This is a genomic window from Deltaproteobacteria bacterium (assembly GCA_016208165.1).
Taxonomy (GTDB): Bacteria; Desulfobacterota; Desulfarculia; order JACQYL01; family JACQYL01; genus JACQYL01.
Genome location: JACQYL010000041.1, coordinates 1 through 14,317, shown reverse-complemented (window position 1 = coordinate 14,317; position 14,317 = coordinate 1). Strand labels below are relative to the sequence as shown.

Below are 14,317 nucleotides of genomic sequence, written 5' to 3'. Positions count from 1 at the left end.
TCGAGAACCCCGATACTGCGAGGTCCTCGAAACCGGTGTTGGATGCGCATGGATGTTTCGGCTGCCCGGAACCGTCCCGTCGGTTCTTTTCGATCGCGCGGGACGAAGCCCCGACGCTGAAATCGTTGAAGACCTTAGCCGAAAAGAGCCGGAGCCTCATTCGACGGCCGGCCTTCCGTTTACCCGGACTTGGCGGAACAGGTCTTACCCTCGATAGTCGTAGACTCCTTTACCCGTCTTTCTGCCCAGGCGGCCTGCCTTCACCAGCTTCACGAGCAGGGGACAGGGCCGGTACTTGTCTCCCAACTCTCTATGCAGCGTGTTCAGACACGCCAGAAGTATATCGAGGCCGAAGGCGTCGGCGGCAGCCAGCGGGCCGAGAGGAAAACCCAGACCTTTGGTGCAGCTTCTGTCGATCTCCTCGGGCGTGGCCAGATTCGTCTCCAAAGCGAAGAAGGCCTCATTGACCATGGGGAGATACAACCGATTGATCACGAAACCGGGGGAATCCGCAACAATCACGGTCTGCTTGCCGCACGTTTCGAGAAACCCGATGACTTTGTTGCACGTTTCATCCGACGTTTCAGGTCCCCGCACCACCTCCACGAGGGGAGTCAAAGCAGCAGGTATCAGGAAGTGCGTTCCGATGAAGGCTTCGGGGCGCGACGTGGAGGCGGCCAGTTCGGCGATCCAGAGGGTGGATGTATTGCTCGCGACCACGGTATCCCTGGGACTGTCCCCGTCTATTTTTTTGAAGATGTCCTTTTTCATATTCACGTCTTCGAATACCGCCTCAATGACGATATTCGCTTCCACGACGGCCTCGCGAAGATCCGTACCCGCTGTGATCCTCTTGAGGATCTGGTCCATGGAATCCTGATCCAGTTTTTGTTTCTTCACCTGGCCGCCGAGAAAAGATCGTATATTTTTGAGGCCGTTTTCGACTTGTTCCTTAGATACGTCCACCATGGTGGTGTTGAAACCCGCCCTGGCGCAGACGATTCCGATCTGGCTGCCCATGGTTCCCATGCCCACCACACAAACGTTTTTCAGTTCCATGCCTTCTCCTTTGCCTGTTCGTTCGGCCGCGCGCAGCGTCCGGCCGGAAGTTCCTCTCGCGGTGGTCCGGAAAAGCGGCTTGTCCGTAAAGCGCCGTTCCGGCTTTCGAGCCGTGTCAGAGGTACTTCTTGAATTCGGCTTTCCGTTTTTCTTTGAACGCTGCAAAGCCTTCTTTTGATTCTTCGGTACCCCAATACAGGGCGAGGCCCTCGATATTCGCTTCCATATTCTGGACGGCGAGGTTGGAATAGAAATTGATGCTTTTTTTGGAAACGGCCAACGAGGTCGGACTCATGGCCAAAAGCTCCAGGCACCACTGCTCCGTTTCGGGCAGCAGTTGCTCGTGCGGTACTACCTTGTTGATCCAGCCCATCTTTTCAGCCTGCTCCGCCGTATAGGTGCGGCATAGGAAAATGATTTCCTTGGCGCGTTTCTCTCCAACCAGCATGGGCATAACCTGAGTGGCTCCCATCACCGGTATGGATCCGACCCGGGGGCCCGCCTGCCCGAATTTGGCCTTTTCAGAGGCGATGCTGAGGTCGCAGGCTACGTGCAGTTCATTCCCGCCTCCGATGCAATAGCCGTTGACCGCCGCGATGACGGGTTTGGAAAGGCGGCGCACGGTTTCGATCATACTTCTGAAAACCACCAGAAAGCGCCTGCGCTGGTTAATCGATGAATTTCCTAACCCGCCCAGTTCACCCAGATCGCCTCAGGCGCACCAGGCTTTCCCGGCGCCCGTGATCACCACAACTCCTATGTCCGCGTCTGCTTCGGCTGCGTCCAGGCAGCCGATCAATCTTTGCATGAATTCCACGGTGATGGCGTTATAGGCGTCCGGACGGTTCAACGTAATCCATGCCACACCCTCTTTGCGTTCACATAAAACCGAATCACTCATCTGATTGTGCCTCCTTTGGTTGCGCTATGGATTTGCAGTGCCCTGGTCACGATTCCAGGAGGGCGTTGACCAACCGATCGTTAGATAATACCTGTGGAGCACCGTTTTCCTCTGTTTCCGATCCGATGTCTGGGCCCGGTCGGCCGGTCACTTGTCCCGAGCGGCGCGAATGCGGCCCTCGGACTCCTTCTCAAGTGGTTCTTCGTCCGGTTGGGGCGCCCCCAGCCCATTCAAGAATAGATCGGACCAGAGATCGGCGATGATGTCCGGGGAGCGAGGACCTCCGGGATCGTACCATCGTATCAGCCAGTTGATCATTCCGAGGAGAGCAAAGCCGGCGAGTTTCTCATCGACCTCTCTGAAAGCGCCGGTCTGCTTACCGGCTCTGATAATGCCACGCAGCAGGGATTCGTATCGGTCCCTTAGTTTGACCGCTTCATTCCAAAAGGAAGACGCGTTTGCGGGAGTCAGATCGTGAAGGGTGACCGCGAACAGATCCGGATGCTCGCAGGTCAGGCGCACATGGGATCGAATCAATTCCCGCAGCTTTTCTTCGGGGGGGAGGGTCGAGAACGCGGCCTTTTCCCCGGCATCGATGAGCAGTTTCATGGCGGCGCGGGCTATATCCAGGAGGAGCTCGTCTTTGGAGGAGATGTAATAGTAGATCGAGCCTTTCTTGATACCCAAATCGGAAGCGATGTCCTGCATGGACGTTCCGCGGAATCCCTTCCAATGAAAGAGCCTGGCGGAAACATCGAGCAGTTGCCGGCGAGTCACGTTACGGCTTTTCGAGGCTTCAGTTTTCATTGAACCTACCATACGATTGGTAGAATTCAGTCTGCCTCATGCGGGAAAGAATGTCAACCGTCGCGTTTGGACAGGTGGAACTCTGAAAGGGGTAGAAAGAAATTGGAACTACGCAAACGAACGCCGGCTGGTACCGGTCTGTAAATGGTCTTGGCTGCGCTTTTTTTCATTGAATTCTTGTTTCCTATCGATAGGTACAGATTAAGTTGCTTTGCTTTTTTATAGTTTTCATCTTTTTGCAGAGAACAGGTGTCGGGCAGACATTTCCTAGAAGGCATAGTATATTTCTTACAACAGCTAGTATATTCCCTAGCTTGATTCGATGTCTCTTCGTATTAATATGGATTTCGTATGCTAGTACAAAAGATTACGAATGGGTTCAACAAGTTCTGTTTCAAAAAGCAAGAAACAGTTTCTTAAAATTCCTTTTTCATTGACGAATTATGGGGGGAACAAGTAAAATATACTATAAGCACTTAGTGGGTACTAAGGAGTACTAGGAGGCAGATAAAGCCGATCCCGTCGTGAGGCGGGTGCGGAAAGCCACGGATCTCAATAGAGACGGCCGGGTTGCCTGGAGGGAGAGGTAGGCCGGCTTTTTCCCGCCGGGGCCTCGGCGCGTTCACTTACGTTTCAAAACCAAGGAGGGCGGAATGAAGCGCGTGGTTGTTTTGGCGTTTCTTGCTTTACTGGCGATGAGCCTGCCGGCTCACGCCGTCACCTTTCAACTGGACAGCCTCACAGTAGGCTCGTCGGACCCCGGGTTGGTTCTCGGGGGAGGGCTGAACTACAGGGCCCCGGTGAACTTCAACCTCGACTGCCCCGAATGTGGGTATGACTCCGTGCACTTCGACGACCTGTTCTATCTCTATAACACCGAGAGCGCGTTAAATCTGGAAGATGACTTTGCGTGGATACCTCTGACCCTGACATTCAATTTCTCATTACCTTCGTCGGCCGGCCAGATTGTCTCGGGGGAATCAGTGGGATACTTTTCACTGAATCCGTTCGGCCGGCGGTGGGCAGTGGATCTCGACAATCCCACCCTGTTCTCCTTTACGGACGGAGCGTTCAATTATGAGCTGCTGGCAGTGATCAGCCCCGGTGAGGCCAACTTTGGTTGGACTGAGACGGGCTACTTCGACGTGACCTTCAAGCTGAAAGAGTGCGAGGCCGTGCCGATCCCCGGCGCGCTATGGCTCCTCGGGTCCGGTTTGGCGGCATTGGTCGGATTCCGAAGGAAAAAGTCTCAATAGTAAACCTAACCGACACGCCTCAAAAAGGCAGGACCCTCGGGTCCTGCCCCTTTTTCAGAATGACGAAGAAGCCTTGGTCCAAGGATCGTTCGTGTGTTCCAAAGTAAGATCACGAAAACAGGCCAAAACGGCGTATTTTCTGCGGGTAAACCGTTTTGTATTGCGTTTTTTGTTGACGACCGGCGAAGTAGCGAATAGAATATTTTTTAGATGTTTGAAAATTTGAGGGTCCAGATAAAGCCTTCCCCGTCGTGAGGCGGGTGCGGAAAGCCACGGATCTCAAGGGAGATGGCCGGGTTGCCTGAGTGGGGGTAACGCGGTTTTTTTATGCCTGTTACAAGGGAGAGCGAAGAGTGAAAAGGAGGCTCGTATTACTGACGTTTCTTTGTGTCTTTCTAGTGCCGGCGCTGGTATATGCCAACGCCATTCCGTGGCCGGACTGGAAGGACAGCGATCTTACCCTCTGGGCGATCTGGAACAACAAGGTGGGAAATCCCAGCAACTGGGGTACGAACCCGGAGGATTCGCTGATTAAACCGAACATGTCCTGGTGGGCGAATGGGCCGGGTTTCAAGATCGAGGCGGCCAACTACGATAACTTAAATCCTCTCAAGATCGGTTGGGTGTTGCTTGCGATTTCGGTGCCGCTGCCATCACCCACTCTGTATGCTGTGAGTAGCTTCGACAACGATGTGGGTGAATTGCTGGATTACGGATTTTCGGACGAATATGGGAAGTTTTATTACATTTGGAGTTTTGAGCTGGAGCCGAATCCGTGCTTTGAAAAGATATTTATTGACTTCGTCTCCAATCAACCGGTAGGGATGACGAATTGCGCCACCGGGGACTGCCTGCCGGAGTATGTCGTAGCTCTGGCCACCAAGTGCGTGGTTCCCATTCCAGGAGCCGTTTGGCTGCTGGGCGCGGGGCTGGTGGGACTGGTGGGATTCCGCAAGAGGTTCAGAATGTGAGTTTTCACAAAGAGCTTAAGGTGGAAGGCAGGGCCATCGTGGTCCTGCCTTTTTTTGTGCGCATCTTCGGTTTACTAACGAGCGCCGGAAAGGCTGCCCGGACTCTTTCGCAGTCCATCATCAAGGATGAAGCCCTCGATATCCGCCCCTATGTCCAGTGCGTCAAGGTAGGGTTGGACATTTTGTCCCGCGGGTCAATGAGCCCGGATTCGATTCATCTCCGGAGTCTCTCGGCCTCAACGCTCCGTTTGGGCTAGGCGTAGCTGCCGAGCCAGCTTGCGGGTTTACGGTTTTTTTTATCTTCAATAAAATCCGCTTGGCCTTTGCCGGAAACCACCATCCTCGTGTTTAGTCAGCAGGGGTATAGGATAACCTCTTCAACGCTGTTGGAGCTTTTCTTATTTTAGCAGAATAAGTTGTAAGCAGAAATGTCCTAAAAACGTTCATACATTTTTGATATCCTCTAATAAGTGAATTGCGTGGATCAAAATCTCATGTTTTTACTCTGAAAGATTGCAAATAGTTTCGATAGGTTCGGTTTTCTTGAGAAGGAAATGATTTTGTAATACATTTTTTCTTTGACGATTTGCGGGGGGTGCGAGTACAATACAACTATATGTAGTGACTACCCGCCGACTTCTTGAGAGAGGTGGGGACCAGAAAAAGCCGACCCCGTTGCGAGACGGGGGCGGAAAGCCACGGATCTCAAACGAGATAGCCGAGCTGCCTGGTAGGAGGCAGTTCGGCTTTTTTGTTCGTTCAGCATAAGGAGGGCGAAATGAAGCGAATGTGTGTTTTGGTGTTTTTGGGTTTATTGTTGCTGAGCCTGCCGGCTCAGGCGGTCACGTTTCAACTGGATAGCCTCACCGTGGGCTCGTCGGACCCCGGATTGGTTCTTGGGGGAGGATTGACCTCGTCCCCGGTAACCTTCGATCTCTACTGCCCCGACTGTGATGAGTATGACTCTGTATACTTCGACAACCTGTTCTATCTGTACAACACCGAGAGCGCATTGAACCTCGATGATTACGCCACGATACCTCTCACCCTGACGTTCAATTTCTCAGTGCCTTCGGCCGGCGGTCAGGCCGTCTCCGGAGAGTCCTACGGATACTTCTCATGGAATTCGTTCAGCAAGCGATGGGCGGTGGATCTCGACAATCCCACCCTGTTCTCCTTCACCGACGGAGCGTTCAATTATGAGCTGCTGGCCTTCATCAGCCCGGACGAGGCTAACTTTGGCTGGGAGGAGACGGGCTACTTCGACGTGACCTTCAAGCTGAAAGAGTGCGAGGCCGTACCTATCCCCGGAGCGCTGTGGCTTCTCGGTTCCGGTCTGCTGGGCTTGGTGGGATTCCGCAAGAAAAGATCCAAAAAGTAGGTTTTACTAATGTGCCTTTATAACGAAGGCAGGACCCAACGAGGGGTCCTGCCTTCGTTCTTTTCCGGTTGCCGCTGCATCGTATCCATCTTCATTAAGGGAAACCACATCCCGTCTCCCGGTGGCCTCGACATCGGTCCACATCTGTTCGCCGGCGATAGGCTGAAGAGCGGATGACGATCAACAGCAAATAGTTTCCATGCTTCCATCGAAACCGGCATTTACCCTAGTGTACCGGGCAGCTGTCTATATCTAGATGTAAGTGCTACCGATCATCGCTGTTCGATGGCTGTGACTGAGCCTTGGACGATACGAGGGAAGTGAACGTTACATGGAAACGTTGATGTCTTTGATCGACGGGCTGTCCGGATACGGAGAAAAGCCGGCCGTTTTGACCGTGCAAAAAGGGGGCATGGAAATGCGGACGTACCGGACACTCGGGGAATCCAGTCGAACGCTGGCCCAGGGCTTGATAGACGACGGCCTTTCGGTGGGGGATACGGTGGCGATTCTGGCCGGCGCCGGGGCTCATTGGATCCTGGCGTGTCTGGCCGTCGTCCGAGCCGGCGGAGTGGTGGTTCCTTTGGATACGCAACTGGATGATGATGTGCTCTCCGGAATACTAAAGGATTGCGGCGCCCGTTGGATATTCGCCGACGCCGGCGGTATGGAACGGTTGAAAAGAATAAACGCCGAGAACGAAAAAACGATTCTGCTCGACGGCGACCTTGAAGACCAGCGAATTTGGCGCCGGACGGCGCTGGACGACGGGGGAGATCTCCCTTCCGCCCGTGCTTCGGATCGGGCCATCCTTTTTTACACCTCGGGCACCACCGGCCCGCCCAAGGGGGTGCCCCTGACCCACAAGAATATTACCTTCCAACTGGACACTCTAGTCAAAACCGGTCTGATCGGCAAGGCCGACCGTATGCTCCTGCCGCTCCCTTTGCACCATGCTTACCCATTGGTCATCGGAGTGCTGGGTCCGTTGGCTTCCGGAGTTCCGGTCATTTTCCCCAGGTCCTTGACAGGGCCGGAAATTCTTCGAGCTGTAAGGGAAGGGGAAGCGACCATCCTCATCGGCGTTCCGCGTCTGTATCAGGCAATGTATGGAGGAATCGAGTCCATGATCCGATCCCGAAGCAACGTAGCGGGAAATCTCTTCAACTCCCTGGTGGGCTTATCCGGGAGGCTACGAGAACGGGCCGGTCTATCCGCCGGAAAATGGCTCTTCAAGCCTCTTCACAAGAGGATCGGACCTAAGCTTTCCATACTGGCCTCCGGGGGCTCCGCTCTGGATCCGTTGCTGGCGCGCAAATTGGAGGGTCTGGGCTGGCAGGTTTCCGTGGGTTACGGACTGACCGAAACGGCTCCCCTATTGACCCTGGACCCGCCCGGCAAGATCAGGATCGGGAGCGTCGGCCGGCCCATATCCGGGGTAGAGATCCGAATCGATTCTTCCGCCGGCGGGAAAGCCTTGCAACAACGCGGCACTGAAACGAAACCAACCGGAGAAATTCAGGCCAGGGGTCCCAACATTTTTTCCGGATATCACAACATGCCCGAAAGAACCAAAGAAAGTTTTACCGACGATGCCTGGTTCCGGACCGGGGACCTCGGCTATTTTGATGATGATGGGTACCTTTTCATTACCGGACGCCTTTCCGCTCTCATCGTCACTCCGGGGGGAGAAAATATCCAGCCCAAGGAGGTGGAAACATCCTACGGCCGAAGTCCAATGATTCGGGAGATCGGGATTTTTCAAGAAGACGGAAAACTCACGGCGGTTGTCATACCGGAGGTGTCCGAAATCCGCAAGCGCGGCCTTGAGGATATTCCCCAAGCGGTGAAGCGGGCGATTGAAGCCGAATCGAAGCGGATACCTTCCTATCAGCGGATTTCGGATTTTGTGATTTCGCGTGAGCCGCTGGAGCGAACACGACTCGGGAAAGTCAAGCGGCATTTGCTACACGAACGCTACGATCGGGCAAAAGATCGGGCAAATTCCGGAGGGCGGGACATCCACGGACCCATATCATTCGAGGATATGTCCACCGAAGACCGTGAGCTTTTGAACAATCGGGCGGCCACAAACGTCTGGAACCTGTTGGCTCGCCGGTATCACGATCAGCCTCTTTCACCGGACGCAAGCCCTCTTCTCGACCTGGGCATCGATTCCATGGGCTGGTTGAATCTGACGCTGGAAATTGCACAACGCACCGGTGTGGAACTCGACGATAGAGCGATCGGCGAAATCGACGTCGTGCGAGATCTGCTGCGAAAAGTGTCGGAAGCTTCCGGTTCAGTCGACACCCGCAGGCCGGAAGTGTCATTCTTTGAGTATCCGGAGCGCTTTCTGAGCCGACAGGGAGAACGATGGCTCGAGCCGTTGGGGCCTCGTATGACGATGGTCGTCCGAATTCTTTTCTTATTCAACCGATTTCTTATAAAAAACGCCTTTGGCTTGAACACAATAGGGAGAGAGCACCTGCCGCTGAGAGGACCTTTTGTTATGGCCCCTAACCATATCAGCTATCTCGATCCGTTCGCCCTTGCGGCGGCCCTTGAATTCCAGATCCTGCGGCAAACCTACTGGGGCGGCTGGACGGGTGCGGCTTTCGCCAACTGGTTCAACCGTTTTATCAGCCGGCTGGGACAAGTGGTCCCCATCGATCCGGAAAAGGCTGCGCTTTCCAGCCTTGCATTCGGAGCTGAAGTCCTGAAGCGGGAAAGAAGCTTGGTTTGGTTTCCCGAAGGTCAGCGATCCCATACAGGTGAACTGCAGGCCTTCAAGTCCGGCATCGGCTTTATCCTGAATCACTTTCCAGTAAAAGTGGTTCCGGTGTTGATACAAGGCGCCGATCAGGCGCTGCCGCCGGGAAGGTTTCTGAAACGGTTTCATCCGATCACCGTAGTATTCGGCAAACCGATTGACCCGAGAGAACTGGAGCGGCGGGGAAAAGGCGAAAGACCCGAGGACCGCATTGCACAGGGATTAGAGGAACGGATAGCGGAAATGAAGCGTGGATACGAGGGCAAAAAAGGATTCGATTTTGGGATGGGTACCATATGATTGGCCCGATGCCGCCCCTCAAGTCGGAAAGTGTTCCAAAGGTTTTAGCTTCATCGTCTGATATTGCCGGATGATCAAGAAGTATCCACGCGTTCAAACAGCTAGACCTACCGGCTGCGGAGTATTTCTCAAATGGCAAGCAGGGGACTATCTTGCCGTGGAAAACTAGGATGGATTCCGGGAGTCTTCCTTCCTCTGCCATCTTTTTTTGTACTGCATTTTTTACTTGACGACTTGAATGGATTCCGATACACTACAAGGTAACTATTTGACAACTTGAATAGCCAGATAAAGCCAATCCCGTTGTGAGTCGGGTGCGGAAAGCCACGGATCTCAAGAGAGACAGCCGGGTTGCCTGGAGGGAGGCAACTCGGCTTTTTTTATGCAGCAAAACTAAGGAGGACGAACAATGAAGAGAAGGGTTCTATTAGTCGCGTTTCTCTGCGTCTTTTTGGTGCCGGGGTTGGTATACGCAAACTCAGCGCCCGGATGGTTTCCGGACTGGGCGGATGACTACAACACTCTGTGGGCGTATTGGCATTGGAACGGCGCTGCCACACCTTACATGTCACCCACGGATTGGGGAACCAACCCAGGGCCGCTCAACCAACCTTTACTCACCACTGACTACCAGGGCCATGATCTCGCCATCCTTGCGAACAACTATGACCACATGAACCCATACAAGGAGGGGTGGGTAAAGTTTGGGTCCACCTACAACGTTGCGTACGACGTGTCCGTGTCCACTCCCGGTGGATTTGAGGTGACGAATCTAGAGGTTACGGATCAATATGAAGTGTGGATCGGCGGATATAAATACTACTTCACCGAGTGGTCGTTCAAGATCGAGCCGAACCCTTGTTGGGAAAACGTGTATTTTGATTTTAACGTTACGGGGGACGATCTTGTCGGCGTCAATTGTCCCTTGCCGCTGAAAACCTACGCAGCCATAGCCACCCAGTGCGTGGTCCCCATTCCTGGAGCCGTCTGGCTGTTCGGCGCGGGCCTTCTGGGCCTGGTTGGATTTCGAAAGAAGATCAAAAAGTAAGCTTTCAAGAAGCACTGTATGGGGAAGGCAGGACCCGGAACGGCCCTGCCTTTTCTATTCCGAGCAAACGGGAGAGCATCGCACGCGCACCTGCCCGGCGGGCTGGGACCGCAGGCAAGCCGTTACGCCGCGTGCGGCCGTTCATGGGCTACTATGCAGGCTCCTTCCCGGAGAATGGGTATGCAACAGAAGTCCTCGATGGCCGGGAGCAGTTCGTGCTCGTAAACCGCGTTCCAGCCCGCCGCCAAAAAGACCGGCCCGACGATCTCCTCGTGATACCATCGGATATGGCTCGTAACGAAATAGCGATTGGCGCTGTCCAACAGGCTCAAAGGGAACCTCTTGAGATAGTAGAGTACACTCGAGGCGAACACCACGTCGAACGATTCCGTCAGGTTCCCGACGCCGCCGTGAACCACTCGAACTCGTTGACCCAGGCGCCGGGCAAGCGTTGCGGCGAAGTGAGCGTTGGGCTCGTACACGCAGATATCCTTCCCCGGGAAAGCCTCCACCAACCGATGGGTAAAGGCGCCCACGCATCCTCCGATCTCGACCAGGGTATTCCACTCCAATTGTTGGAGCGCGGCCAGTTCCAGCCGGTGGCGTTCTTGCTCGAAAACTGAATTCCCAATGTCCCACGGGTCGTCGTCCATAATGTCCGGTGTGTTCGTGGACAGCCACTGGTGCGAGAACCGGAGCGCCGTCTCTCCGCTCAGGCAGCGGTATTGCCGGACCGATCGAAAGTCCTGGGTAACTAACCTTTTTTCCCGAAGTCGCAGGGCATAGTGCTGATTGGCGATTCCGAAAAGTCGGTTTATCTGATTTCTATCCAATATGTGAATGGCGTCCCCGACTCCTGAGACCGCTTCCGCCCATACGGACGTCGCGTGTCTCGCCGCGGAGAAACTCACCATCCGTCGAAAGAAGGAAACGTCTTCGAGGTCCGGAACGTACACCTTGTCGCAGGATTTCAGGAAAGGCCGGATCAGGCCGGAGAGTTCCCCCCAATCGTACTGTTTCGTCGGAAGAAAGGGGAGGTTCAGGCTTTTCAGGGGTTCCACTCCCAATTCCACACAGGATGTACGCCACGCACCTGCAGCCTGTTCGTAAGATTGACCGGCCAACGGATCGGGACACACGAGAAGGGCCTTCCACTGTTCATCATTCTTGCCGAGTACCGCATTTCCGAAAAGGGCGATTTCGTCTCCGGGAAAACAACAAACGATCAGGTTGGCCATGGCGTATTCTCCAGGAACAACGTGTGTTGTGGCTGAAAAGCCCTCAAAAAGGCTGAAATGCCCGCTTCATTTGCGCATGCGTCCGGCCGAGGCATTTCGTCGACTTTTCCAGAAGCATCATCCCTTTTGACATCTTCGCTCCCTTGATGCAAGATTGAATTTGCCGCCGGCGCCTCGGCGTACCGACGGCGCCGTTCACGGAACCGGTTCTTTTTCATGAACGGTGCGCTGAAATCACCAGGAACGTGTGACACGCCCATCTGTGGACCGCGGAGAACGCAGCATGGTGGAATCCATGGAGTTGGAAGCCAGGATACGGCAAATCGGAGAACGGATGTTCTCCTACATGGAAGAGAAGAAACCGTCACTCTGGTCACCGGGATGGTGGAAGTCCAGATTGCTCGAACAGTGCTTCCGGAACGACGAGTTCAAAACGCAGGTCTTGCGTTTCATAGACGTATATCCGGTTCTGCGGGGGGCTGAAAGCACGACCCGGCATCTTCAGGAATATTTGGGAGAAGCCCATCTGACGTCTCTGGTAAAGGGATTGTCGCTATTGGACCGCTATGGGGCGGACGCCCTTCCTGCGAAGATGATCCATTCCGCCACCGAGCGGCTGGCTCGATACTTCATCTGCGGGTCCAACGTAACCAAGGCCCTGGGAACCATTCGAGCTCTTCAGCGGCGAGGGCTGCTGTTTACGGTGGATTTTCTCGGCGAGGAGGTCATCAGTGAAGTCGAGGCGGACCGATACATGCACGATTATCTGAACCTTCTCGAGAAGCTTTCTTCGTCACTCGAGGACGGTTCCGACATCAGCATATCCCTTAAGCTGTCGTCCTTGTTTTCCCAGTTCGATCCGGTCAACCCGCAAGGGACCGCCGAAAGGGTCAAGAATCGGCTTCGAAAAATCTTTTCCATGGCGCAGTCCTGCCATGCCACTGTGACCCTGGACGCGGAAACATACGAATCGCTCGGAATCACCGCCGATATTCTGACCGAATTGCTCGACGAAAATCGATTCGAACATTTCAACGCAGGCATAGCGATACAGGCTTACCTCAGGGATTCCGAGCAGCGGATCCGTTCCCTGATCCAATGGGCGGAGAGCCGCCGTCACCCGCTCATCATCCGGTTGGTCAAAGGCGCTTACTGGGACTATGAGGTCATCAAAGCCAAGCGTCTCGGGTGGCCGGCGCCGGTGTTTGCCCGAAAGCGGGAGACGGATGCGAATTTCGAGAGACTGTCGAGGCTCCTCCTCAAGCACAACGAGTACATCGTACCGGCGATTGCGAGCCACAACGTACGAAGCCTATCCAACGCACTGGCGGCGGCGGAGGCCCTGGACGCGCAACATTTCGAATTTCAACTGCTCTACGGCATGGGTGAACCGCTTACTGATCCTCTGCTAAAGATGGGAGTTCCCACCCGCCTTTACATTCCCTACGGCGAACTCATACCGGGAATGGGGTATTTGGTGAGGAGAATCCTGGAGAACAGCGCCAATGAGTCTTTCCTCAGGGCCCTTGAGACCAGTAGTATCGAAAAATCTTCCCTCGAGGGTCTTCTAAAACCCCCACAACACCTCTCTTCCGAACGTCCGTCGAAGATAGCCTTCGCGAGGCCGGAAACCGACACCTCCCGCAGGCCCTTTGTGAACGAGCCGGTACTGGATTTTTCCGTGGAAGAGAACCGCGATCTCGTTTCCCGAGCGCTTGAAGACGTGAAAGACTCCCTGGGAAAGGATCACCCTCTTATAATCGATGGAAAAGAGGTCCGGGCTCGTAATTGTTTCGAATCCATCAATCCGTCCGATCGATCAGAAGTGATCGGCTTCGTATCCAAGGCGGAACCCGCTCACGCCGACCTCGCCGTGGATGCCGCGCATCGGGCGTTCTTGAGCTGGAGGGGGGTGCGGCCGGAGGAACGGGCCCGAGTTCTGTTCGAGACAGCGGAGCGCATGCGGCGCGAGAAAGCGTTTCTCATCGCCCTAATGATGAAAGAATCGGGGAAGATCAGACGAGAGGCGGACGCCGATGTGTGTGAGGCCGTTGATTTTCTCGAATACTACGGAAGGGATGCGATCCGGCTCGGAAAGACAATCGAGACGCAACAGATTCCGGGCGAAATCAACGAGGTGGAAATGATACCCCGGGGCGTGGCGGTGGTTATTTCCCCGTGGAATTTCCCGCTTTCCATTGCCACAGGCATGACGAGCGCCGCCATTGTCGCCGGTAACACCGTGGTTCTCAAGCCCTCGAGCCAGACGCCCGTCATGGCATTCGTTTTAAGCCGGTTTTTTCGGGAAAGCGGCTTGCCCGACGGCGTCCTGAATATACTGCCGGGAACGGGCGAGGAACTCGGTGACGCGTTGTTGAAGCACCCGGAAGTGGCGCTCGTGGTGTTCACCGGGTCCAAAGAAGTTGGGCTGGGGCTGATTCGAAAAGGCTCACACGTGTATCCTGGTCAGCGAATCATAAGGAAAGTCATCGCCGAGCTGGGAGGCAAAAACGCCATCATTTTGGACGAAAGCGGAGACCCGGATCAAGCCGTCATCGGCATCACCCAGTCCGCCTTCGGTTA

General features: G+C 54.6%; 12 protein-coding genes and 4 riboswitches. Of the genes, 7 read left to right on the top strand and 5 right to left on the bottom strand.

Going from position 1 to position 14,317, the window contains the following annotated elements:
* Window positions 1-204: 204 nt before the first annotated feature.
* From HY788_08725 to HY788_08710, 4 genes are all read right to left on the bottom strand, one after another.
* The gene (locus tag HY788_08725) at window positions 205-1,059 is read right to left on the bottom strand and encodes a 3-hydroxybutyryl-CoA dehydrogenase (GenBank protein ID MBI4774247.1); all 855 of its coding nucleotides are present in this window, start codon (window positions 1,057-1,059) and stop codon (window positions 205-207) included.
* Between the two features lie 115 nt (window positions 1,060-1,174).
* Complete coding sequence (locus HY788_08720; protein ID MBI4774246.1) at window positions 1,175-1,708, bottom strand: enoyl-CoA hydratase/isomerase family protein; 534 nt, start codon at window positions 1,706-1,708, stop codon at window positions 1,175-1,177.
* A 63-nt stretch (window positions 1,709-1,771) separates the two neighbouring features.
* The gene (locus tag HY788_08715) at window positions 1,772-1,960 is read right to left on the bottom strand and encodes an enoyl-CoA hydratase/isomerase family protein (protein MBI4774245.1); all 189 of its coding nucleotides are present in this window, start codon (window positions 1,958-1,960) and stop codon (window positions 1,772-1,774) included.
* Between the two features lie 147 nt (window positions 1,961-2,107).
* Complete coding sequence (locus HY788_08710; GenBank protein MBI4774244.1) at window positions 2,108-2,767, bottom strand: TetR/AcrR family transcriptional regulator; 660 nt, start codon at window positions 2,765-2,767, stop codon at window positions 2,108-2,110.
* Between the two features lie 502 nt (window positions 2,768-3,269).
* Window positions 3,270-3,345: riboswitch (cyclic di-GMP riboswitch) on the top strand.
* A 75-nt stretch (window positions 3,346-3,420) separates the two neighbouring features.
* Between HY788_08710 and HY788_08705 the strand changes: the two genes are divergently transcribed.
* The 6 genes from HY788_08705 (at window position 3,421) to HY788_08680 (ending at window position 10,496) form a co-directional block, all read left to right on the top strand.
* Window positions 3,421-4,023 carry a VPLPA-CTERM sorting domain-containing protein gene (locus tag HY788_08705; GenBank protein ID MBI4774243.1) on the top strand — a complete coding sequence of 201 codons (603 nt, stop codon included), beginning with the start codon at window positions 3,421-3,423 and terminating at the stop codon, window positions 4,021-4,023.
* 229 nt (window positions 4,024-4,252) lie between these two features.
* Window positions 4,253-4,328, top strand: a riboswitch (cyclic di-GMP riboswitch).
* 48 nt (window positions 4,329-4,376) lie between these two features.
* Window positions 4,377-4,994, top strand: a complete 618-nt coding sequence (locus HY788_08700; protein MBI4774242.1) for a hypothetical protein — start codon at window positions 4,377-4,379, stop codon at window positions 4,992-4,994.
* Window positions 4,991-5,251: a hypothetical protein gene (locus HY788_08695; protein ID MBI4774241.1), complete on the top strand. Its 261-nt coding sequence runs from the start codon at window positions 4,991-4,993 to the stop codon at window positions 5,249-5,251. The genes HY788_08700 and HY788_08695 overlap by 4 nt, the downstream gene beginning before the upstream one ends.
* Before the next feature lie 398 nt (window positions 5,252-5,649).
* Window positions 5,650-5,725: riboswitch (cyclic di-GMP riboswitch) on the top strand.
* 47 nt (window positions 5,726-5,772) lie between these two features.
* Window positions 5,773-6,375: a hypothetical protein gene (locus HY788_08690; protein MBI4774240.1), complete on the top strand. Its 603-nt coding sequence runs from the start codon at window positions 5,773-5,775 to the stop codon at window positions 6,373-6,375.
* A gap of 331 nt (window positions 6,376-6,706) precedes the next feature.
* On the top strand, window positions 6,707-9,448 hold the full coding sequence (locus HY788_08685) for an AMP-binding protein (GenBank protein ID MBI4774239.1): 2,742 nt from the start codon (window positions 6,707-6,709) through the stop codon (window positions 9,446-9,448).
* A 283-nt stretch (window positions 9,449-9,731) separates the two neighbouring features.
* A riboswitch (cyclic di-GMP riboswitch) is annotated at window positions 9,732-9,807 on the top strand.
* 50 nt (window positions 9,808-9,857) lie between these two features.
* Complete coding sequence (locus HY788_08680; GenBank protein ID MBI4774238.1) at window positions 9,858-10,496, top strand: hypothetical protein; 639 nt, start codon at window positions 9,858-9,860, stop codon at window positions 10,494-10,496.
* Between the two features lie 122 nt (window positions 10,497-10,618).
* On the opposite strand, the gene HY788_08675 is transcribed toward HY788_08680, so the two are convergent.
* Window positions 10,619-11,734: a class I SAM-dependent methyltransferase gene (locus HY788_08675; protein MBI4774237.1), complete on the bottom strand. Its 1,116-nt coding sequence runs from the start codon at window positions 11,732-11,734 to the stop codon at window positions 10,619-10,621.
* Between the two features lie 283 nt (window positions 11,735-12,017).
* Between HY788_08675 and HY788_08670 the strand changes: the two genes are divergently transcribed.
* Window positions 12,018-14,317: proline dehydrogenase family protein (locus tag HY788_08670; GenBank protein MBI4774236.1), on the top strand; the 2,300-nt coding region annotated here is incomplete at its 3' end.

Bases quoted from the DNA above. Each gene is read 5' to 3' on its own strand.
- HY788_08725 (MBI4774247.1), bottom strand. From the start codon at position 1,059: ATGGAACTGAAAAACGTTTGTGTGGTGGGCATGGGAACCATGGGCAGC.
- HY788_08715 (MBI4774245.1), bottom strand. From the start codon at position 1,960: ATGAGTGATTCGGTTTTATGTGAACGCAAAGAGGGTGTGGCATGGATT.
- HY788_08710 (MBI4774244.1), bottom strand. From the start codon at position 2,767: ATGAAAACTGAAGCCTCGAAAAGCCGTAACGTGACTCGCCGGCAACTG.
- HY788_08705 (MBI4774243.1), top strand. From the start codon at position 3,421: ATGAAGCGCGTGGTTGTTTTGGCGTTTCTTGCTTTACTGGCGATGAGC.
- HY788_08690 (MBI4774240.1), top strand. From the start codon at position 5,773: ATGAAGCGAATGTGTGTTTTGGTGTTTTTGGGTTTATTGTTGCTGAGC.
- HY788_08685 (MBI4774239.1), top strand. From the start codon at position 6,707: ATGGAAACGTTGATGTCTTTGATCGACGGGCTGTCCGGATACGGAGAA.
- HY788_08680 (MBI4774238.1), top strand. From the start codon at position 9,858: ATGAAGAGAAGGGTTCTATTAGTCGCGTTTCTCTGCGTCTTTTTGGTG.
- HY788_08675 (MBI4774237.1), bottom strand. From the start codon at position 11,734: ATGGCCAACCTGATCGTTTGTTGTTTTCCCGGAGACGAAATCGCCCTT.